General features: G+C 43.7%; 13 protein-coding genes. 3 read left to right on the top strand and 10 right to left on the bottom strand.

The window, feature by feature from the left end; genetic code table 11:
- Nucleotides 1-16 precede the first annotated feature (16 nt).
- From PY092_RS01845 to PY092_RS01805, 9 genes are all read right to left on the bottom strand, one after another.
- Complete coding sequence (locus PY092_RS01845) at nucleotides 17-2,419, bottom strand: ABC transporter permease (RefSeq protein ID WP_275614153.1); 2,403 nt, start codon at nucleotides 2,417-2,419, stop codon at nucleotides 17-19.
- Nucleotides 2,420-2,429: 10 nt separating this feature from the next.
- On the bottom strand, nucleotides 2,430-4,871 hold the full coding sequence (locus tag PY092_RS01840) for an ABC transporter permease (protein WP_275614152.1): 2,442 nt from the start codon (nucleotides 4,869-4,871) through the stop codon (nucleotides 2,430-2,432).
- A gap of 25 nt (nucleotides 4,872-4,896) precedes the next feature.
- Nucleotides 4,897-7,332 (bottom strand): ABC transporter permease, encoded by a 2,436-nt coding sequence (locus PY092_RS01835; RefSeq protein ID WP_275614151.1) that lies wholly within the window; start codon nucleotides 7,330-7,332, stop codon nucleotides 4,897-4,899.
- A 22-nt stretch (nucleotides 7,333-7,354) separates the two neighbouring features.
- Complete coding sequence (locus tag PY092_RS01830; protein ID WP_275614150.1) at nucleotides 7,355-9,754, bottom strand: ABC transporter permease; 2,400 nt, start codon at nucleotides 9,752-9,754, stop codon at nucleotides 7,355-7,357.
- 22 nt (nucleotides 9,755-9,776) lie between these two features.
- Nucleotides 9,777-12,125 (bottom strand): ABC transporter permease, encoded by a 2,349-nt coding sequence (locus tag PY092_RS01825; protein ID WP_275614149.1) that lies wholly within the window; start codon nucleotides 12,123-12,125, stop codon nucleotides 9,777-9,779.
- A gap of 22 nt (nucleotides 12,126-12,147) precedes the next feature.
- Nucleotides 12,148-14,529 carry an ABC transporter permease gene (locus PY092_RS01820; RefSeq protein ID WP_275614148.1) on the bottom strand — a complete coding sequence of 794 codons (2,382 nt, stop codon included), beginning with the start codon at nucleotides 14,527-14,529 and terminating at the stop codon, nucleotides 12,148-12,150.
- A gap of 29 nt (nucleotides 14,530-14,558) precedes the next feature.
- Complete coding sequence (locus PY092_RS01815; protein ID WP_275614147.1) at nucleotides 14,559-15,254, bottom strand: ABC transporter ATP-binding protein; 696 nt, start codon at nucleotides 15,252-15,254, stop codon at nucleotides 14,559-14,561.
- Nucleotides 15,255-15,315: 61 nt separating this feature from the next.
- Nucleotides 15,316-16,566 carry an efflux RND transporter periplasmic adaptor subunit gene (locus PY092_RS01810; protein WP_275614146.1) on the bottom strand — a complete coding sequence of 417 codons (1,251 nt, stop codon included), beginning with the start codon at nucleotides 16,564-16,566 and terminating at the stop codon, nucleotides 15,316-15,318.
- 8 nt (nucleotides 16,567-16,574) lie between these two features.
- Nucleotides 16,575-17,909, bottom strand: coding sequence for a TolC family protein (locus PY092_RS01805; protein WP_275614145.1), 1,335 nt, complete (start codon nucleotides 17,907-17,909; stop codon nucleotides 16,575-16,577).
- Nucleotides 17,910-18,112: 203 nt separating this feature from the next.
- Between PY092_RS01805 and PY092_RS01800 the strand changes: the two genes are divergently transcribed.
- Genes PY092_RS01800 through PY092_RS01790 form a run of 3 tightly spaced genes read left to right on the top strand, consistent with a single transcriptional unit; the run spans nucleotide 18,113 to nucleotide 21,278 of the window.
- A complete protein-coding gene (locus tag PY092_RS01800; protein WP_275614144.1) occupies nucleotides 18,113-19,471 on the top strand; it encodes a sigma-54-dependent transcriptional regulator in 1,359 nt (452 codons plus the stop codon).
- 3 nt (nucleotides 19,472-19,474) lie between these two features.
- A complete protein-coding gene (locus PY092_RS01795) occupies nucleotides 19,475-20,827 on the top strand; it encodes a sensor histidine kinase (RefSeq protein ID WP_275614143.1) in 1,353 nt (450 codons plus the stop codon).
- Between the two features lie 7 nt (nucleotides 20,828-20,834).
- Nucleotides 20,835-21,278: a 3-oxoacyl-ACP synthase gene (locus tag PY092_RS01790; protein ID WP_275614142.1), complete on the top strand. Its 444-nt coding sequence runs from the start codon at nucleotides 20,835-20,837 to the stop codon at nucleotides 21,276-21,278.
- Here the strand turns inward: PY092_RS01790 and PY092_RS01785 are convergent.
- Nucleotides 21,275-21,910, bottom strand: a complete 636-nt coding sequence (locus PY092_RS01785) for an MCP four helix bundle domain-containing protein (RefSeq protein WP_275614141.1) — start codon at nucleotides 21,908-21,910, stop codon at nucleotides 21,275-21,277. The two genes, PY092_RS01790 and PY092_RS01785, sit on opposite strands and share 4 nt — an antisense overlap.
- Nucleotides 21,911-22,032 lie beyond the last annotated feature (122 nt).

The following is a 22,032-nucleotide window of genomic DNA, read 5'->3' as shown; positions in this document are numbered from 1 at the left end:
ATTGATGAATTCCTTTTTATTCTTGCCGAAGTGCATCCACAGGATTGCGGTTTGCGGTTCGGGTATAGTTTATGGTCGCAATCACGGCTATCATAAACAATATAAATAGACTGCATACGGCAAAAATGCCCCAATGCAAATTCATTTTAAAGGCAAAATTCTGCATCCATTTGTCCAATGTAAGCCATGCCCCCAACAGCCCTAACACAACTGCTGGAACTGCAACGTATTCCAAATCAGAGATAAATGATTTCAATATGTCCGATAGTGTGGCCCCGCTAATCCTTCTTATGGCCAATTCTTTTCTACGACGTGTTGATTCGTTGAACGTATACCCCAACAGGCCGATAATGGTAACCAACAAAATGATGGCGTTACCAATGATCATGGCGTTTCGGAAGCCCTTTTGCCCTTGGTACGCATTCAATTGTTCCGTCTCAAGACTCTTGACCACTGCATCCTCATGAGGGAAGCCTAAATTGACGACGGCCCTTATCCTGTCCATGATACCCTCTTGAGCTCCATTGCTTGTCTTTATCATAATATTGAATCGAGTGGAAGGGTCTTCGATTTTGAGCTCTTCAAACTTTTCCTCGGTCTGATAAAAAAATACGGAGGGCCTCAAATCGGGATCAGAAATCGATTGGATCACAAAATCTGGAAACACACCCCGGATGGTTGTGCTCCCGTGTTGGGTCAAGGTAATTTGCTTTCCTACAACACCATCGGTCCATCCATTGTTCAATTTGAGCAGCTCTGCCCCTCTTTTGCTTATAACCACATCATTGGGAACCGCTTGATTGCTGGAAAAGCTTTCTCCTTCATCCACATGGATGCCCAAAATGGATAAATAGTTACTGTCCACTTCATAAAAATCAGCCACATTGAACAACTCCCTTTTACCGTCTTGTGAGAGCACATTGTTTCCCGAAGCGCCACTTACGGGGTCGTCGTCCCCAAGACCGACCATTTCAATGTCTGGCATAGCCCGAAGCTCGTTCAACACCATTCCAATCTTATTGCCATCCATTCCCTCGGTGGATGTGTAATATACTCCCTCCGCGGTATATCCATGATCGGCATTCTTCATGTTGTTGTACTGAAGTGTAACAAATACCAAAACGGTAAGTATAAATGTGGCTCCTACAAACTGAAAAGATAAAAGAACCAACTTCCATTTACTTTTTTTCTGTTGATAGCTTCTAAACGCCGTAGCCACAGGGATACGTGAATAGAATCGACCTGGGAAATAACTTGTGACGAACACAAGGAAAAGTATCAGCAAAACCAGGGGAGCAATCACGTATGGGTTCAAAACAGAGGTTAGGTCATGCCCCCATTGGGCCTCTGCCAATGGCCTTAAGCCCCATATCAACAGTAGTGCCCCTACTATTGAGATTGCAAAAACAACAACGGTCTCGGAAAGAATCATTCGTTGCAGGTTTTTGGTGTCCGCACCACAGGTTTTATGTATGGCGGAACTCTTTGCCCTGGCAATCAAGGTTCCCATGGTCAACAAAATGTAGTTCATCAATGAAACAAACAAAACCGAAAGTGCTATGGTGGCCAGGATCAGAATCATATCCTTTACATCGTCCACTTTTATCTCTTTGATAGGTTTGAACGAATACTGAAGTACGATTCCTTGATGTTCTTCTTCCAGCTTTTCAATGTCCTGATGCTTTACCTGCATGGCCCGTACTGCTGGGGCCAAATCTGACGGAGTTACCCCCGGACTTAATTTTACGCAAGCATAATACCTATCGTTTCCCATCCAATTTTCGGTTCCATCCCATGTAAATTGATCAGTGGACACCATGGATATCAATACATCGTACTCATAGTTGGTATTCTCGGGCAAGGTCTCAAATACACCTGCAATGGTCAGTTTTTTATCTGGGTAAGCTCTGATGCCAATGACCTTTCCCATAACATTACCCCCCATGTTTTCCGCAATCTCTTGAGATACCATACAGGTCATTGGGCTTTTTAAAATTTCTTCAGGGTTTCCGCTTATCATGGGAACTGGGAGCACATCGAATAAATGCTCATCAGCCAATGATACCTTGGCATCGTAGCTGTTGAAATCATCGGTATAGATCATATGGTCTCCCAAGGGGTTGAGACGGGTGGCTGCCTCAATGCCAGGCACCTCTGCTTTAAGTCCCGGAGCAATGGCACCACTGACCCTCGGATAACTCTCCAGTTCGTTGGAGGATTTATCCATATTGAAGTTTTCATGAACTAAATATATCCTGTCCGCATTTGGATAAAAACTATCGTAACTAAAATAGTACAGTACCTCGGACAGAAGCAATATTCCAAAAGCCAATCCGGCCGTCAAGGATACGATTCTGGTAAGGGCATGTTCCCCTTTTCGGAACAATCTTCGAAATGCCAATTTTAAAAAGTTCATCATGACTCAATGTTTATTCATTCCTTAGGCTTTCGACTGGATTTATATTGGCTGTTTTGTAGGTTCTGGCCCCTATTACGGCCAAAGCAACCAGTACCATTCCTGTTCCGCTCGCCATGAATACCCACCAACTCAGTGATGTTTTATAGGCAAATTCCTGCATCCATTCTTGAATCAGGTACCATGAAATGGGCACGGCTATGGCAAAGGCTATCCCCACCAAGATCAAAAACTCCTTACATAGTAAAAGGTTCAATTGTGTGAGATTGGCACCCAGTACTTTACGGACTCCTATCTCCTTGACCCTACGCTCGGTAGTATAGACCACCAAGCCCATGAGGCCCATACAACTGATCAGGATGGCTAAACCCGTGGCCCACTTTAAAAGCTGTACGGTACTTTTTTCCCTTTGGTAAAAGCCTTCCACCATTTCATCCATAAACTGGACTTCCAATTCATCATCAGGATAAACCAAGGCCAAAGCTTGTTCCACCGCATCAATGGACTTTGCCCATTGTTCGGGATTCTTGCCCAAGTCAAAATGGATATTGCTAAAGCTCCTACCATTATAATGTCCTTTTATGACCAATGGCTTTATATCTGAACGCAAAGATCTTTGGTTAAAATCCCGCATCAACCCCACAATGGGAATTTGAAGCGTGTCTAGTTTAACAACGGTTCCCACCACCTCTTTTGGGTCTTGGAAACCAATGGCCCTAGCGAAAGTTTCATTGACAACGTACTCATCAATGCTATCATTCATTCGTTCCCTGCCTGCAAGTAAAGGAATTCCGTATGTTTTAAGATAAGTGGTGTCCCCCATCAATATTTCGGTTTCTTGATGTGTTTCGTTGCCATCCTTAAAATAACTTAGCATCGTTGAGGACATACTATTGGATGCAGGCGGGCTACCTCCCTTGCTCACATTGGAAAGACCTTCAATGTTCTTTATTTGAGAGAACAATCTTTCTTTCTTTACTTTCGATGCATCTCTCCAAGGAGTCCTAACATAGGCCACGGTCTCGGTATTTATGCCCATATCGGAATTCATCACAAAATGCAGTTGTTTGGCCACCAACAGAGTTGCTATCACAAAAACCTGAGCCACAACAAACTGAAACACGGTTAAGGTTTTGCGAAGTCGCACACCTTTGTCCCCTTTGGTGAATTGCCCTTTTAAAACGGTGGCCGGCCTGAATTTGGACAACACAAAAGCTGGATAGAATCCGGACAACAGACTTACCAAAACCACTAAAATCAAAATCCCGATGATTCCTTCGGTGCTGTACAGAACAGACAAGTCTATTCCCTGTGGCAGGAAATCTGCAAACTGGCGCAGTAAAAATGGTGCCATTAGAAGCGACAACATAGTGGCTATTGTGGTTAAAATGATGGTTTCTCCCAAAAATTGCCGCACCACTTGCTTTTTAGAACTTCCCAAGGTTTTGCGAATTCCTATCTCCTTGGCTCTTGTCAATGCTTGTGCGGAATTCAAATTGATAAAGTTGGCACAACCGAGCAATAAGAGGAACAATGCAACAAAAGCAAGACTCTTCAAAACCTTCTTGCTGGCCACATGATCCGAGTTGTTAAAAGGATAATCCCCGTGTTCGCCTCCAAAATGTATGTCCGATAGTGCTTGGAGTTGGAATAATCTTTCGCTATTGGCGGCCCAAGGAGCCGGGTTTTTATGCTCCTTGGCCAAGGCATCCAACCGAGATTGGATTCCAGCGACACTTGACTCATCCTTGACCCTTAAAAACAACTGATCTCCAGAACTTGTGCTATTCCATTGGTCGTAGGTGGCAATGTCTTTCTCATCAAACATTTTGGCCGAGGAAAGGGACATGAACTCATTGAACTTGAGGTCAGTGTTTTTTTCAAAATCAGCTACAACACCGGTTACCTTTACATTTATGGAATCGTTGTAGAGCAATGTGCTCCCAACGATATCCGTCAAGTTTTTGTGAGGGAAATACTTTTCGGCGTTCTTCTGGGACAGCACTACCTGTGCCGGTTCGGATAGCGCGGTTTGCTTGTCCCCGGCCAACCACTCGTAATCAAACAATTGAAAGTAAGCATCATCAGCTAAAATAGCATCGCTTCCATCTTTAAAAAGTAAGTCCTGCTTTTTGTTCTCTATCTTGGAAAAACTGGTGTTCATAAAAGGTGCCGTGAGCTCCACTCCTGGAATGCCTTCCCTGAAAGTGCGCATCAATGGAACGGCCACCCCCCTGTTGGGAAATTCATCCCCATCTGACTTAAAAAGCGAGGTTACCCTATAGATTCTATCCTTATCCTTGTGAAAGGTGTCAAAGGAAAAATCAAAATAAATTATGGCCCCAATGACCAAGGCCGAACAGAGACCAATGGAAAGCCCAATGACATTGATCAAGGAAAAAAGTTTGTTCTTCAGAATGCTTCTCCAAGCTATTTTAAGGTTGTTCAACAACATGGTTCGTTTTTTTGATTGGGTTGATCTATTCCGTTCGTAGGCTTTTGACCGGATTTACAATGGCCGCTTTTATACTTTGATAACTTACCGTCAAGAGAGCAACTCCCACCGCCAACAATGCCGATAATGCGAAAATCCACCAAGGAATGTCGATTCGATAGGAGAAATCCTGCAACCATCTATCCATCGCATACCAACCCAATGGCAATGCAATGATCACTGCAAGTCCCACAAGCTTTAAAAAATCAACGGACAATCGGTAGACTATTTGCCCAACACCAGCACCCAGTACCTTGCGAACGCCTATTTCCTTGACACGCTTCTGTGCGTTGAATGTGGCAAGGCCCAACAGTCCCAAACAAGCAATTATGATGGACAACAGGGTAAAAATCATAAAAATCTGCCCCAAACGCTGTTCGGCCTCATAGCTTGTGTTGAAGGAGTCATCCATGAAATAATGGTCAAAAGGCTGTGTGGGCGCCATCTCTCTCCAAATGCTCTCTATTTCTGCCACGGTTTGCGCAACATTTCCCCCATTTAGTTTAATGGCCAAATTACTTGCATATTCCCCTCCGTGGAAAAGGGCCAATGCCCCAACCTCATCCCTGAGTGTTTCGTAATGGAAGTTTTTTACCACACCGATTACAGTGGATAAGTTTCCCCCATCATCCAAATGGCCCACAAATTGGGTCCCGATCACACTTTCTGGGGTTTTTCCCAAAATGGCCACGGCCTTTTCGTTTATGATTACGGCCGATGAATCCGTAGCGAACCTATCCAAGTCAAAAGCCCTTCCTGAAATCAAGGTTAGATCAATTGTGGATAGGTAATCTTCGTCCACCGCCCATTGCTGCATATTGATGGATTTTTCTTGGCTACGATCTTCTGCCAGCAAATACGTTCCGCTGCTTCGTGATGATGGCGTAGGTAAATAGCTACTTAACGTTGCGTTGTTCACTTGACTTATTCGAACCACAGCATCTTTGAACGATTGCCTTTTTCCTTCAAGTGAATTTACCCCGCCAATGATCAACACTTGGTTTTTCCCATATCCAAGGTCCTTGCCTTGAATAAAGCGAAGTTGCTGAAATACGGTCAACGTACCCATGATCAAAAACACCGATATACTGAATTGAAATATGACCAAGGCATTTCTAACCCTACCACCACCGATGGCATTGTCTCCTTGTCCCTTCAACACTTTTGCCGCCACAAAACGTGACATAAAAAACGCTGGGTAGCTTCCAGAAAACAAACCTAGAATCAAGGCAGCAACCAACAAAATCAACCAAAAGAAGGGGTTTGAATAGGGTATGGAGAGTTCCTTGCCCGCCAAATCGTTGTAAAAGGGCATGGCGATCGATGCTATGATCAATGCAAAAACCAAAGACCCCATGGCAATCAAGCCAGATTCCGTCAAAAACTGTCCGATCAATCCACTACGCTGGGAGCCCAACGTTTTTCGAATCCCGACTTCCTTTGATCGTTTCAGGGAGTGGGCCGTGGACAGGTTCATAAAGTTCACACTGGCCAACACCAACAGAATAATGGCTATCGCCCCAAGAATGTATACGTTTTTAATGTCGCTCACTACACTGAATTCCGGACTTCTTTTTGAATGTAAATGAATATCGGTCAACGGAATGGTGGAATAGTTCACATAATTCCCCGAATCCAAAAATTGTTGTTCGGTAATGCCTGGAAAGAATCTTTGCGCATACGGAATGAGATATTTCCCTACCATGGATTGCATTTCAGCTTGAATATCCGAGCCTGAAGTGCCTGGAACCAACTTCACAAATGTGAAGTAATTATGGTTTCCCCATTCGGCAAGCTGTGCATCTTCATACCCTGACATGGAAAGGAAAAGGGGCCTGTCCTTAAAAATTGAGTTTTTGGGAAGGTCCTCCATTACTCCCGTAACGGTAAACACCTCTTGGTCGTTGATAACTAGGGTTTGCCCCACGGCTTCATCTACGGGAAAATGTTTTTCAGCAGCCGTTCTCGTCATTACCAAGGTGTTGGGTTCCACCAATGCCGTACGTTCATCACCATACAACAACTCAATGCCGAACATCTTGAAAAAAGTGGAGTCGGCATAGGATATATGGGGTTCCCTTACATTGTCCATCACATCTTGTGGCCGAATGAAAACACTCCCTATGCTCCTGAACCTTGTGGCCATTTCCACTTCTGGTATGTCGGTAACCATGGCTTGGGCCATAGGTGCCGATACTTCTGCCGATCTTTGTGCAGCCCCCCCGAATTTCATATCCGAATTGATTCGGTAGATACGATCGGCATCGGTAAACATTTTGTCGTGGCTCAGGTCGTCATAAATATAAAGCCCCAGCAAAAGCCCTCCAGCCATTCCGATAGCTAATCCAAAGATGTTGAGAAATGTGAAGAATGGCTGTTTTTTAAGGCTTCTCCAGGCTATTTTGATGTTGTTCTTAAACATGGTTTTCGTTTTTCTGTTTGATCTATTCCGTTCTCAAACTACGGGCAGGGTTGGATTTTGCTGCCCTGATTGCCTGAAAACTCACTGTCAAAATGGTAACGGCCAAGGCTCCCATCATGGCCAGGGCAAAAATCCACCATTTCAAAATCACACGGTACGGGTACTCCTGTAACCAACCGTTCATCACATAATAGGCGATGGGCACCGCTATAAAACAGGAAATAACCACCAGTTTTAAGAAGTCCTTGGAGAGCATGTTCCAAACATTGAACACCGAAGCACCCAACACTTTTCGCACCCCTATTTCCTTGGTTCTCTGCTCGGCCACGAAAGAAGTAAGTCCAAAAAGGCCCAGACAACTGATCAAAATGGCAAGAACCGTGAAAATTCCCGATAGTCTGCCAATACGAACCTCGGAGGCAAACTTTTTACCGTATTCTTCATCCACAAAATCGTACTGGAATGGGATATTGGGGAAATGCTCCTTAAAAACCCTTTCGATTATCGCTATATTTTGGCTGGCACTTTGGTTTGGGTTCAATCTCATGTTGTAGTAAGATCCATTACTGTTCTTATCAAACACATACATCCCTTGTTTAACAGGTTCGTAGGGGGATTGAGCAATCATATCCTGTACCACGCCAATGATCTTCATCGGTTCAAAGGGGTCTTCCGTATCGGTGTCCGTTATGAACTTGCCCACAGGGTCTTTGAGGCCCATGTATTTTACTGCGGTTTCATTTAAGAGCACTGCTGTGGATTCAGAGGCGAATTCCCGCGAAAAGTCTCTTCCGGTGACAATTTTCAAATTGAGGCTTTGGGCATATTCTGGCGACACTTCGGTCCAAGCGAGATCTTCTTGGAATCCTTCGGGCTTGCCCTCCCAGTCAAACCCGCTTCGGTTCGACCAAATTCGGGTAGTAGGCGCACTGGAAGTGGACATTTCAGTAATAGCTCCGGAATTGATGAATTCTTCCCGCATCAACTCAAATTTTCCCGTAAAATCCTTGCTCATGGTGGGCACTTGCACCAAACCTTCCTTATCATAACCTATAGGTCTGCTTTTTGCATGGTTGATTTGCTGCATCACGATTACAGTACCTATGATAAAGGCCACGGAAACGGTAAACTGAACCACTACCAAAATCTTACGGGGCAATCCAGAGTGCTTTCCGGCTTTAAAGGTGCCTTTCAATACATCGACCGGCCTAAACGAGGACAGATAAAGTGCAGGATAACTGCCTGCCAATAGGGCCGTAATCAATATAAAAACCAAGGATGCACCCCAAAATCCAAGGGACAACCACGGAAATTCCATCTCTTTTCTGGCCAATTCATTGAATCCGTTCAGAGACAAAACCACAATAAATATTGCAATCACAAAGGCCAACAAAACCACGACAAAAGATTCCCCTAAAAATTGATTGATCAATTGGCTTCGCTGAGATCCAATGGATTTTCTGATACCAACTTCCTTTGCCCTTTTTTCCGAGCGTGCTGTACTCAAGTTCATGAAGTTGATACACGCCAACAACAGTACAAATGCTCCGATTATCCCAAAAAGCCAAACATATTTGATTCTTCCCCCTACTTGCTTGCCATTCTCGAATCGAGAACGCAAATGCCAGTCTTCCATGGGCAAAAGGAAAAGCTGGGGGTTGAATTCCACCGTTTCTTCGTTGAGCTCTTTCTTTACTTCCTTGATCTTGTCCGTAACACCTTCCATCGTGGTATTGTCCGCAATTTGGACAAACATTTGAAACGAATTGTTTCCCCATTGGTCTTCCGCATTTTTAATCCATTCATTCACGGAAACATACTTGTCCCAAGGCATCAAATAATCAGTATCGCTAAAAGAGGTATTGAAAGGGAGGTCTTCAAAGACAGCAGTTACCATCATGTTATATTGACTGTTGACCTCTATGGTTTTGCCAATGGGATCTTCATTTCCAAACAAAGCATTGGCAGTGGATTCAGACAACATAATGGAATTGATTTCCCGAATGCCATCCTTTTCTCCTTTCAAAATATTGAGGTCAAACATATCTGGAGCCCCTCGCTGCATAAAATTTCCTTCCCGTGAAATGCTGGTTTCTTTGTATTTAAGATACTGGGGCGTAGTCCAGGACGACATGACCAAATGCTTGAAATTATCCATATACCCCTCCCTAAACGCCATTTCAAGGGGGCGGGGTATGGCCGGCCCTGTTCCTGTTTCTCCATTGAAAGTCTGGGACTGGTAGATTTGTGCTATTTGGTCTTTTTGGGAGAAATAACTGTTATGGGAAAGCTCGTCTTTAATCCATAGGCCGATAATCAAGGTTACGGCCATCCCTAGTGCAAGACCGCCCACATTGATAATAGTATACCCCTTGTTCTTGGTAAGGTTCCGCCAAGCAATTTTTAGATAATTCTTAAACATGATTGATGGTTTTTTGATTGATTTATTCTGAACGTAAACTTTTTACCGGATTTACACTAGCTGCATTAATTGCCTGAAAACTAATGGTCAACATGGCTATGACTATGGCAATGCCCCCTGCTATCACAAAGGCCCAGGCATTTATGGAAATTCGATAGGCATAGCCCTCCAGCCAATTCTGCATAAAGAACCACGCGATTGGAATGGCAATGACAATGGCCATAAGGACCAATCGCATAAAATCTTTGGACAGCAGGCCAACAATTCCGGTAATACTAGATCCCAATACCTTACGGACACCTATTTCCTTTCTTCGTTGGTCTGCGGTAAAGGCCGACAGCCCGAACAATCCCAAGCAGGAAATGAGTATGGCGAGCACTGCAAAAATCTGGGAAAGGCTTCCTATTAGTTTCTCGCTCTTAAACTTGGTATCATACGCATCGTCCACAAATTCATATTCAAAAGGAAACGCAGGATTGAACTTTTTCAGCGATGCCTCCATAGCGGCCAATGCCGTTGCCGTTGCGATACCCGATTTGGCCTTCACATACATAAAACGGGCTTCGCTTGGGTCGTTAAAAAAAATGACAGGGTCACTGGATCCATACATATCGTCATATAAATAATCTTTTACCACCCCGATTACGGGATAGTCCTCTTCCACCGTTTTGCCAATGGCACTGCCGCTTCCCATCAATTTTGCAAAAGATTCGGTTACGATGATGTTGGTACTATCTTGGGCGGGATTTTTACTAAAACCCCTTCCTTCAATAATTTCCATTCCTGCGGTATTGAAAAAATCGGATGTAATATTTCTGACCGAGACCAAAACATTTTCGGTATCTACTCCCCCTTGCCATTCTAACCCCGATGTATTGTTTCCTCCGGAAAGGATGTCGGAATTATTAAGTCCGATGCTTTCTATCTTTCCCGATGCCTTCATATCCTCTTCAATGGGAATGAAATTTTTGATCATATCCCCAGTCACTGGTATTTTGACCAGGTTTTCCTTATCATAACCTAAATCGCGTGCTTTTACATGCTGTATCTGTTGGTAAACGATAATGGTACTGATGATAAATACAATGGAAACCACAAATTGGGCGGCTACCAATCCTTTTCTAATAAACATTGCACTTCCTTTTGTCATTCGTACCCCTTTTAGCACCTCCACTGGCCTAAAAGAGGACAAATAGAAGGCGGGATACCACCCGGCAACGATACCACAGACCAACGTAATGCCTACTAGGGCAAGTAAATGAACGGGGTCTAAAACACGTAGCTCCAATTGCTTGTCGATCAACATATTGAATTGCGGCACCAGTAATTTTAAAAGCAATACGCTCACTAAAGTGGAGATGGTAGCGGTTATTACGGCTTCTGCCATAAATTGGGAAATCAATCCCTTTCTACCAGACCCCAATACTTTTCGCACTCCAACCTCATTGGCCCGTTTTTCGCTACGGGCAGTCGCCAAGTTCATGAAGTTGATACAGGCGATCAACAAAATGATGATCGCGATAAGGCTGAACAGCCGAACGTAGGTAATTTGGCCTCCTACATTTTTTCCTCCCTCAAAAGTGGACCTTAAATGCCAATCTTTCATTGAGAACAAAAAAGCAACGGTTTCATCGTCTTCCGTCTTTTCGGGAAGTATTTGCTTCACTTTCTGATTGACAACATCGAAACTCGCTTCAGGAGATAGTTCCACAAAAGTGTCAGAAAAATTAGCTCCATATTCCTTCATCCAATCCTTCCCTTTTGCGAATCGTTCAAACGGAGCTACCCAATCAAAACTATAGGTTACGTTATTCGGTAGATCTTCGTATACCCCCGAAATCGTATAATTGGTTTCATTATTTATTCTAACCACTTTACCAATGGCAGAAGAATTTTCCCCAAATAATTGCTTTGCAGTTTCTTGTGAAATGATGATGGCATCCACCTCATTGAAAGCGGTTTCCAGGTCTCCTTCTAGAAACGTTAAGCTGAACATGCTCAAAAAATCAGGGTCTGCAAATCTTCCGTTCTTATTGATCGATATTTCATTGGCCCTAAATAAAAGATCTGCGCCTTTTGTTCTAGCTGCACCTACAATACCGGGAACTTCTGCTTTCAAAACCTCTGCCAACGGACCAGGAGTGGCCTCAAAAAAGGTTCTCCACTCGCCATCGTACTGCTGATTGGTAGGTACATAATACACCACATCCTGTTTGGCAAAATTTTTATCGTACCCTACCTCATCCTCTACCCAAAGCAAGATCATGGCGGCACATGTAACCCCAATAGTCAGTCCGAAAATATTTAGCAAGCTGTAGCTCTTATTTTTCCAGAGGTTCCGCCAGGCAATTTTTAGATAATTCTTAAACATGATTGATGGTTTTTTGATTGATTTATTCTGTTCTCAGGCTTTTTGTCGGGTTGGCCAATGCTGCCCTGATAGATTGAAAACTGACCGTTATAAGCGCTATGCCCAAAGCAATGCATCCGGCCAAAGCGAATACCCACCATTGGATCTCGATTCTATAAGCAAATCCTTCGAGCCAATTTTCCATGGATAAGTAGGCCAATGGGAATCCTAAGAGCAAAGCAATAAGCACCAACTTGGCAAAATCCATGGAAAGCATTTGGCTGATTTTGGCAACAGATGCCCCAAGCACTTTCCGGATACCTATTTCCTTTCTACGTTGTTCTGCTGTATAGGCTGCCAAACCAAAAAGACCCAGTGCTGCTACAAAAATGGCCAGTATACAGAACACAATGCTGATTTGTCCCGCCCGCTTTTCCCGAGCGTACATTCTTGCAATATTTTGATCTAAAAAAGAATAGTTGAAATCTAGATTGGGAACAATTCTGGTGAAGGTACTTTTCAGGTCGGCAACCGTATTGGCCAAATTCCCAGACTTGAAACGGACCAGCATGAAGGACTTGCCCTCACTAGGGCTGTTATGGAATGCATAGGCTCCAATAGGTTGGTGCAAGGATTCGTAATTGAAATCGTCTACCACCCCTACTATTGTACAGGGAAAATCCATATAAACTTCTTTTCCAATCGCTTGTTCTGGGGAAAGCCCTAAATAATCGATGGCCTTTTTGTTCAACACAACTTCCACCAATGTATCCTTTTCACTTTTGAACTTGGGCAAGCTACTGCCCGCCAATAGATGTAGCTTAAGGGCGTCCACAACACCTGCATCGGTCACATTGGTTTGAATGTTCAGACCATTTTCTTCCGTGTCATTTTTTCGAATGGTCCGTCCACTTACATCCATACCGGGATATCCTTGGGCCATGGATACTGCGGTAACTTCTGAGAGGTTTTTGAATTCTTGCTCCAAAGCGTTGCGATTTTCATTGCCTCGCAATCCACCAATGGAAATGGCCATCACGTTATCGGCGACAAAACCAAGGTTTTTGTTTTGAATGTATTGGGTTTGCTGGTAGATAATCATCACGCCTACGATCAATGCGGTAGAGGCGGCAAACTGCATTACCACTAAACCTTTTCGGATCATGACATTGCCTTTTCCCTGCTTTAAAGAAGGGGATAGGATTTCTTTGGGCAGAAATCTGGACAGATACATGGAAGGGTACAATCCAGAAAACAAAGTAGTTACAAGCCAAACCCCCAATGCAGCCAACACAAAGGTTGGGTTGAGCAACAGCTCCATGGTCAGATGTTGATCGGTTAAACCATTAAAGCTGGGCAGTAACAACATCGTCAATGCGACTCCCAAAACAATGGAAATGGCCGTGATCAATCCGGTTTCCACATAAAACCGACCCACTAAAGACTCTGAAGAGGCTCCCAAGGTTTTGCTGATGCCCACCTCCTTGGAACGCTTCTGGGAACGTGCCGTGGTAAGGTTCATATAGTTGATACATGCAATCAAAAGAATCAAAATGGCCAAATAGGTCAGGTTGCGCACTTCATTGATATCGCCAATGCGGGACGAATACGAATTTCCGTAAGAGGCAGAATACAGGTGCACTTTGCCCAATGGCTGTAAACCGAAGGAATACCATCTACTTTCTTTTGTAACATTCGCCTCCAACATTTGGTCTATCTGTGTTTGGGTGGCATCCACCGAAACGTTGTCCTTCAAGAGGCAATAGGTTTCAAAACTGGCATTGCTCCAAGATTTTCGGTCGTAGAACCAGTATCCATTGCTGGAAGCCATGATGTCGGCATCAAGCGTGCTGTTTTCCGGAAAATCCTTGTATACCCCGGTTACCTCAAGTTCACGATTGTTATCAACCAGAATAGTTTGGCCGATCGGATTTTCCCGGTTGAAATAGGTCTTTGCAGCCATTTCAGAAAGAATGACCGTACCTGGCCTATCCAAAGCTGTGGTCGCATCCCCCTTTATCAGTTCAATATCGAAAATGGTCAACAACTCCTTGTCCACCCAATAAAAAAAGTCTTCGGTGAAGTTTTGGTTGTTTATGCGCAAGGATGCGGGTCTTCCAAAATTGTGTTTTAACAACCTTGCCGCACTTTCCACATTGGTCACCTCTTCCTTCATGGCCAAGGCGGTTACCGGAGGTACCGTGGCCCAGGTTTCAAAACCGAAATCACCATCGGTTTTCAGCAAAACCCGTTGGATGCGATCTTTTTTGGGGAACATGGTGTCAAAACTCCTCTCTTGTGAAATAAACAGGAAAAGGAGCATGACAATGGTCAGCCCCATGGAAAGTCCAATAATGTTGATTCCTGAAAACAATTTGTTCGATTTCAGGTTTCTCCACGCGACTTTTAGGTTGTTCTTGAACATATTGGAATTTTTGATTGATGAATAAACTCTTAAACCATGGCTCCCATGGGCTTGTTTTGGCTTTCGGTCACAATTTGACCGTCGAACAGGTTGATGACCCTGTGGGCATAATGTGAATCCCTGTCGGAGTGTGTTACCATTACAATGGTGGTACCCTCCTGATTGAGTTCGGTCAACAGGTTCATTACCTCGATACCGTTTTTGGAATCCAGGTTACCCGTCGGCTCATCTGCCAAAATCAATTTTGGGTTGGTCACTACGGCCCGTGCAATGGCTACCCGCTGCTGCTGACCACCAGACAGTTGCTGTGGAAAGTGTTTTTCCCGGTGTGCAATCTTCATGCGCTCCAGCACTTTTTGCACCTTTTCCCTGCGCTCGGCCTTGTTCATTTTAAGATAGATCAAAGGGAGTTCCACATTTTCAAAAACCGTGAGTTCATCGATCAGGTTAAAACTTTGGAACACAAAACCAAGGTTCCCTTTCCGCAGCTGGGTTCTCTGGCTTTCCTTTAGTCCACCCACTTCGTGCCCTGCAAAATTGTAGCTGCCTTCGGTGGGGTTGTCCAGCATTCCGATGATGTTCAGCAAAGTGGATTTTCCACATCCGGATGGCCCCATGATGGCAACAAACTCGCCTTCTTCCACTTTTAAATTTACCCCGTTCAAAGCCAAGGTCTCGACCTCTTCTGTTCGGAAACTCTTTTTTAGATCTGTTATCTGTATCATTTTTGATGGTTGTTTTTATGTAAAGACTATTCTTTTTTGATTGATGTTACATTTCCCCGGACTATTTTAATACAATCCGTTCCGCATCACCAAAACTGTCGTAGTTACTGGTAATGACCTGTTCTCCTGGCTGAAGCCCTTCAAGGACCTCATAGTATCTTGAATTTTGTTTTCCCAATCGCACATTGCGCTTGATAGCTTCGTTGCCATCAGAGCTTACCACAAACACCCATTGTCCGCCAGTGCTCTGGAAGAAGCCGCCTTTGGGCAACAATAGGGCATCGTTAGATTCGCCCAATTGCAACCGTATGTTGTAGCTCTGTCCCGCTCGGATGGTCTCAGGTTTTTCATCCACAAAAACCAGATCCACACGGAACCTACCGTTCCTTACCTCGGGGTATACCTTGCGCAGACGCAATTTGTACTCTTTGCCATTTCGTTCCAAAGTAGCGGAGAGGTCTCTCTTTACCCTATCGATGTAATGTTCGTCAATGTCGGCTTCAATTTTGAAATCCGTAAGCACGTTGATCTGTCCTATACGTTGTCCTTGTGAAATATTCTGACCGATTTCTGCATCCAAAAACCCTAATTGGCCATCTGCTGGAGCCCTAACATTTAAATGATCCAGTCGTTCATAGACCATGGACAATGTTTTTTGCATTCGTTCCAAGTCGGTGTCCAATCCTTTTAGGGAGGTTTCACGCAATTGATCATCCTGTTCTGTTTGCAGTTTTACGATTTCGTATTGTTTTTGCGCCAATTCGTAATCTTCCTTGGACTTCAAATAGGTTTCCTTGGAGACCAACTCTTCTTCGTAAAGCTCTTGGTTCTGCTCGTAAGCACGCTTCAAGCGTTGCACATCGTATTGTGCAGTGGCCAAGGATTTTCTTCCTTCCACCTGTCTGGAGTCAAAAGTGAGCTTGGTGGAACGCAGGTCGTTCTGCTTAAGCGCCAAGTTACTTTCGCTGGCCAAAATCTGCTCATAGAGGGCCATGTTTTCCAACTTCAGGATAATGTCCCCTTTTTTTACCATGGAACCTTCCTCTATCAACTTTTCGGAAACCCGACCACCTTCGTAGGCATCCATATAAATAGTGGCAATCGGCGCAACGTTACCATTTATGGTAATGTAGTCATCAAACTTGCCATCGGTTACCGAGGAAATGGACAAACGTTCCTTTTCCGTTCTAAAGGTTGACATGGAACTGGCAAAAATTAATTTATAGCCCACAAACAAGAGCAATATGCCCAAGGCGATATAGCCGTAATGTTTGAGTTTAAGTCCTTTCTTTTTTTCTAATTGTATATCCATGGTATGTTTTAGTTGATATTAAAAATGGGCAGTCCGCTGTAAAAATCCATAGTGCTTTGGTTGACTTTCAACCTAAGACCTACCTGCAAATTTTGGTTCTGTGCCACCCCATAGAGGTTCTTGGCCTGAAAGAGTTCCAACGCATTTATCAATCCTTTTTCATAACGTTTTTGTGCGATTGTAAAGGCCAATTGTTGTGATTCCACTTGTTTTGCACTCTGTTCGTATTCTGCTATGAGGGCCTGATTGTCCTGAACCAATTGCTGCAACAACTGAAATAACTCCTGCTCCTGAATCTCCAGGTTGTTCTTGGCCTGCATGTATGCGATTTTCTGTTGCTTTACCCTAGAGTGGTTGGACCATCCGCTACTTATTGGAATGTTCAATTGTGCGCCCACAAATTTGGACTGGTTGTCGTTGAATTGCGTCTTAAAAGGTATAACATTGCCGTTTTCATCCACATTGGTCTCAAAATAGCTGGTTCCGTAACCTGCAAACAGGGACAAGGATGGGAACAAGTCTCCCCTAGTGGCCTGTAATTGTTTTTTTGCTGCATTTACCCTGTACTCTTGTGATTTGACAAGTGGCACAAATCCTCTTGCTTTTTGATACAAGGAATCCAAAGTAACATCTTCATTCATGGAAGTTTCCTCCAAAGTTTCCTGAATATTGATATCCGATGCTTCGGTTAAATTCATTTCTTGCAGAAGTACCAGCTTGGCATTGGCCAATTGGTTTCGGTTTTGGGTCAATAGGAACTTATCACCCAAAAGATTGGATTCCGCTTCGTACAAGTCTGACCCCGCCATTAACCCAAGCTCGACTTGTTTTTCGACCAAATCGTAGTTGGCTTGTGAAATTTCCAGTTGTTCCAAGGTATTGGCCACCAATCCTTCGTAAAATTTGATGTCGTAAAAGGCACTCATTACCCTAAAAGCCAACAAAAACTTTTCCTGTAAAATATCTTCTTGGGTGGCCTTGTAGATAAATTTGGAGGCTCTGATTGTATTCAATTTTTGAAAGCCCCGGAACAAATCCAAACTGGCATTGAGTGAATAGTTATTGCTAAAGAATTCCGTGTTCACATAATCGTTGGTCTGAGGATCAGCAGACCTCCCGTATCTAATCGTATAGTCGGTGGACCCGCTGACGGATGGTAGTAAATCTCGAATGGATTGTCTGTAAGATTCCCTGCTGGATTCATTGTTATATGAAGTGTTCTTTACCTGAAGGTTGTGCTCAATGGCGTAATCCACACATTCTTCCAGCGTCCAAACCTCTTGGGAAATCCCGATGAAGGAACTCAATAATAGTAAGCTTGTTATGTATATTTTTAGATTCATAGTTTTATCCTGTGCCAAACTACTTTCTATTCTTGTGCCAAAATTGTTTTTTGCTGATTATCAGCTTGTTATACATTTAAAATTATAACATTTCTTTATTTGGTGTAAAATTTTTGTACAAAAAATGTCCAAATATTTTACAGTTAAACAAAACATGTCGGAGCAATTACTAGTTTTGACCATCAATTTCAATACAAAGCTTTATGGTCGATGCCAAAATTTTAGTGGTTGACGATAACAAGAGCGTATTGAGCGCTTTGGAAATTCTTTTGCAATTTGAGTACAAAAGCGTTCAAACCATCTTCAACCCGAACCAGATTTCTTCTTTTCCGAATTTGGAGGATATCGACATCGTGCTGTTGGACATGAACTTTTCCGCTGGGGTAAACACAGGAAATGAAGGCTTGTATTGGCTCAACGAAATCAAAAAAAGGTCTCCCAACACATCGGTAATCATGATGACAGCCTACGGAGCGGTGGACTTGGCCGTTAGGGCTCTCAAGCAGGGAGCTTCCGATTTTGTACTGAAACCCTGGAACAATGAGCGTTTGATGACCACGGTAAAATCGGCCTACGAACTGAGAAAGTCCAAGCAGGAAATCCACAACCTCAAAAAAAAGGAGAGCAACTTAAAGCAGGTCATCAATGAGGGTCGGAACTATATCATCGGCCAATCCAAGGCGCTGACCTCTGTTTTGAATCTCGTGGCCAAAGTGGCCAAAACGGACGTCAATGTACTTATCACCGGTGAAAATGGAACGGGTAAAGAATTGATAGCCCGCGAACTGCACCGACTCTCCAACCGAAAAAATGAGGTTTTTATAGGTGTGGATATGGGCTCCATCGCCGAAAACCTCTTCGAAAGTGAACTTTTTGGGCATACCAAGGGTTCATTTACCGATGCCAAAGAGGATCGGGCGGGCAAATTTGAAGCCGCGCACCAAGGCAGCTTGTTTTTGGATGAAATAGGAAACCTTTCTTTGCAGATGCAGGCGAAATTGTTATCCTCCATCCAAAATAAATCAGTGGTTCGGGTAGGTTCCAACAAACCTATTGATGTGGACATTCGGTTGATCTGTGCCACCAATTGCAATCTGGAGCAAATGGTCTCGGATGGCTTGTTCCGTGAAGATTTGCTATACCGCATCAACACCATACATATAGAAGTGCCTCCACTGCGTGAGCGTAATGAGGATATTTTGGTGCTTGCCGATTTTTTCTTGAAAAAGTTTGCACATAAATACGATAAATCGGGCCTGCGCATCAATCAAACGGCACAGGAAAAACTGATGGAGTATCCGTGGCCAGGGAATGTTCGCGAGTTACAGCATACCATGGAACGGGCCGTTATTCTTTCCGATGGCAATGTGTTAAAGCCTTCGGACTTTCTTTTGCACGCCAAGCCCATGCAATCCTTGGATAGCGAACCCATGACCCTTAACGAAATGGAACAACAGATGATCAATAGGGCTTTGGAGCAAAATGAGGGGAACTACAGTGCTGCCGCCGAACAATTGGGCATATCCCGCCAAACCCTTTACAACAAGTTGAAAAAAAAGTAATTCATGGCCAGTAGAAACTTTTACATCCAACTTATCCTCAGGGTCATTTTTTTAACCCTTACCGCCGTGGCATTGGCATTTTCCGTTGCCTACAAATGGTATTTTACTTTGGGGCTTTGTGCTATTGTTTTGGTGGCACAAGTGGTTTCACTGATTACTTATATCAACCGCACCAACCGGAAAATCGCCTATTTTTTCGATGCCATAAAGAACGAGGATTTCACGCTTCGTTTTCCCGAAGGGGTCACCATTGAATCTTTCAAGGAGCTTAATCGCAGTCTCAATCGGGTCAACGGACTGATTCAAGAGGTGCATTTACAGCTTCAGATCAGGGAACAATATTATCAGGAAATTTTGAAACAGGCCAGCATTGGCATCATGACCTACAATGAAAAAGGGCACATCCTTTTCGCCAACCCAACTTTGGAACAATTGCTGGATTACACGCCCCTGAACCACATCAAACAATTGAAGCAGGTAGATGAAAGCCTGTATCAGGTCTTTAAAAATTTTAAGCCTTTTCAACGGAAGCTTTTCCAATTATCCAATGAGCGTGAACAAACACAATTGGCCCTGAAGTCGACCCCTTTGACATTGGACGGCCAGTCATTACAATTGGTCGTTGTACAGGATATTCACAAAGAGTTGGATGAAAAAGAAACCGAATCCTGGGTACGCCTCATCCGTGTGCTGACCCACGAGATTATGAACACCATAACCCCGATTGCCTCCATTTCCGATTCCATTATCAAATATTATCGCAAAGGGGACAAAATAACTCCGATGGAAGAATTGGAGGAGAGCCAAATCAAAAATACCCTGAAAGGGTTGGAGGTCATTAAGGAGCAAGGAGGGGACCTTATGGATTTTGTACAGTCGTACCGAAGTTTGTTGCACGTGCCAGAACCCAATAAATCCTTGGTAAAAGGTAAGGATCTATTGGAAAAAATCGATGTGCTCATGTCCGCCCGATTGATTGATGGGGAGAGCGAATTTTCCACCATTTGCCAACCAGAGGATTTGGAGTTCTATATTGATGAAAAACAAATTTCCCAAGTGCTCATCAACTTGGGCAAAAACGCCCTGCAGTCAGTTGAGTCCACCGAAGGTGGAAAGGTGCTAATGGTCGCGGGCATTGATGATAACAGTTCCAAATTCATAGACATTCGAGATAATGGGCCGGGTATTCCTCCAGAAGTGATGGACGAAATATTCGTGCCTTTTTTCACTACCAAAAGCGAAGGGACCGGCATTGGTCTGAGTCTTTCCAAGCGTGTGATGCAACTTCATGGTGGCAGCATCCAAGTGCGCTCTGTTCCACATACCGAAACCGTTTTCCGACTTACCTTTGCCTAATCAAATCATGAAAAAAGAGCTTTTGGAATTTTGTTGGGAACAAGTGGACGAACGAACAGCTCGTCTCAAAAAACAGAGCCATGAACTCCAAGAATCCCTGGGCTCTGAAACCAAGAGTTCGGCAGGTGACAAGCACGAAACGGGAAGGGCCATGGTTCAGTTGGAACAAGAGAAATTGGGCCAACAATTACAGGAACTCGATGCCACCCGAAGCATTCTCAACAAAATCAATATTGAAAAACCATCGGACAAAATACGTTTGGGCTCTTTGGTAAAAACAAGTATGGCGGATTATTTTATCGCCATCTCCGCTGGTGCTTTCAAAAAAGATGACAGTGTGGTCTATTGCATTTCGGCCAATGCTCCGATTGCAAGATTGCTGCTGGGAAAGGGAAAAGCAGAGTGCTTTGTTTTCAACGGGAAAGAGCACTCCGTCTTGGAAGTGTTTTAGGAATCTTCCCCCACCATTTTCATACTGGGCTCTTCGCGATGAAAAACAATCAGAAGGAAAAGTATTCCTATGATAATCAGAAACACAATTTCCAAAGTGGACAATAATTGGTTCATTCCAAGTGATCGTTGTGATCGTTGGGTCAATTGGCGGCCCTCGGAAAGTTGAACTTCGGAAAGTTCGTCAAGATCATTGTTTATCCTAGCCAACATTGATGAAATTTTATCCTTCAGCTCGGCACTGTCTGCCCCCTTGTTGATGGACAGGTTTTCTCCCATGAATTGAAGTTCTGTGTAGCTGTTCTTCAAATCGGCCAGATATTTCGACTCCTTGGTCGTTAATTCCGTTTTTTCAAAATCTGAAAGAATGGTCTCAATATCCGAAGATTGGGTTAGTGTCCCTGTATTTGTCTCATTCTTGGCCAAGGCCAATTCCTTCTTATGAAACAAATTGTTGAGCCTATAAATATATTCCTGAACCACCAGGCGATCTTCAAAAACTGAATTTACACTTTGCTCTACTGTGGAAAAATTTCGCTGGTTCAATCGGTTGGAGGCCAGTACCAATAAAAAAGCAGCTGCAAGAATGAAACTTGCATTTATTCGCTGCTTTATGGACATGTTCTTTGGCATTTGCTGTTTTTTATATAATGATATTGGGGACTACACCTCGATTTGTGATGGAAAAGTATCCGCCCAGCCATTAGCTAACCATTCTATTAGAGCAAACCTAATGCTGGAGGCTGGGCGGAAAT

This window comes from Flagellimonas yonaguniensis (assembly GCF_029193885.1).
Lineage (GTDB): Bacteria > Bacteroidota > Bacteroidia > Flavobacteriales > Flavobacteriaceae > Flagellimonas > Flagellimonas yonaguniensis.
The sequence above is the reverse complement of the archived record's forward strand: the minus strand, read 5'-3'. Positions and strand labels throughout refer to the sequence as shown.

Bases quoted from the DNA above. Each gene is read 5' to 3' on its own strand.
- PY092_RS01845 (WP_275614153.1), bottom strand. From the start codon at position 2,419: ATGATGAACTTTTTAAAATTGGCATTTCGAAGATTGTTCCGAAAAGGG.
- PY092_RS01840 (WP_275614152.1), bottom strand. From the start codon at position 4,871: ATGTTGTTGAACAACCTTAAAATAGCTTGGAGAAGCATTCTGAAGAAC.
- PY092_RS01835 (WP_275614151.1), bottom strand. From the start codon at position 7,332: ATGTTTAAGAACAACATCAAAATAGCCTGGAGAAGCCTTAAAAAACAG.
- PY092_RS01830 (WP_275614150.1), bottom strand. From the start codon at position 9,754: ATGTTTAAGAATTATCTAAAAATTGCTTGGCGGAACCTTACCAAGAAC.
- PY092_RS01825 (WP_275614149.1), bottom strand. From the start codon at position 12,125: ATGTTTAAGAATTATCTAAAAATTGCCTGGCGGAACCTCTGGAAAAAT.
- PY092_RS01820 (WP_275614148.1), bottom strand. From the start codon at position 14,529: ATGTTCAAGAACAACCTAAAAGTCGCGTGGAGAAACCTGAAATCGAAC.
- PY092_RS01815 (WP_275614147.1), bottom strand. From the start codon at position 15,254: ATGATACAGATAACAGATCTAAAAAAGAGTTTCCGAACAGAAGAGGTC.
- PY092_RS01810 (WP_275614146.1), bottom strand. From the start codon at position 16,566: ATGGATATACAATTAGAAAAAAAGAAAGGACTTAAACTCAAACATTAC.
- PY092_RS01805 (WP_275614145.1), bottom strand. From the start codon at position 17,909: ATGAATCTAAAAATATACATAACAAGCTTACTATTATTGAGTTCCTTC.
- PY092_RS01800 (WP_275614144.1), top strand. From the start codon at position 18,113: ATGGTCGATGCCAAAATTTTAGTGGTTGACGATAACAAGAGCGTATTG.
- PY092_RS01795 (WP_275614143.1), top strand. From the start codon at position 19,475: ATGGCCAGTAGAAACTTTTACATCCAACTTATCCTCAGGGTCATTTTT.
- PY092_RS01790 (WP_275614142.1), top strand. From the start codon at position 20,835: ATGAAAAAAGAGCTTTTGGAATTTTGTTGGGAACAAGTGGACGAACGA.
- PY092_RS01785 (WP_275614141.1), bottom strand. From the start codon at position 21,910: ATGCCAAAGAACATGTCCATAAAGCAGCGAATAAATGCAAGTTTCATT.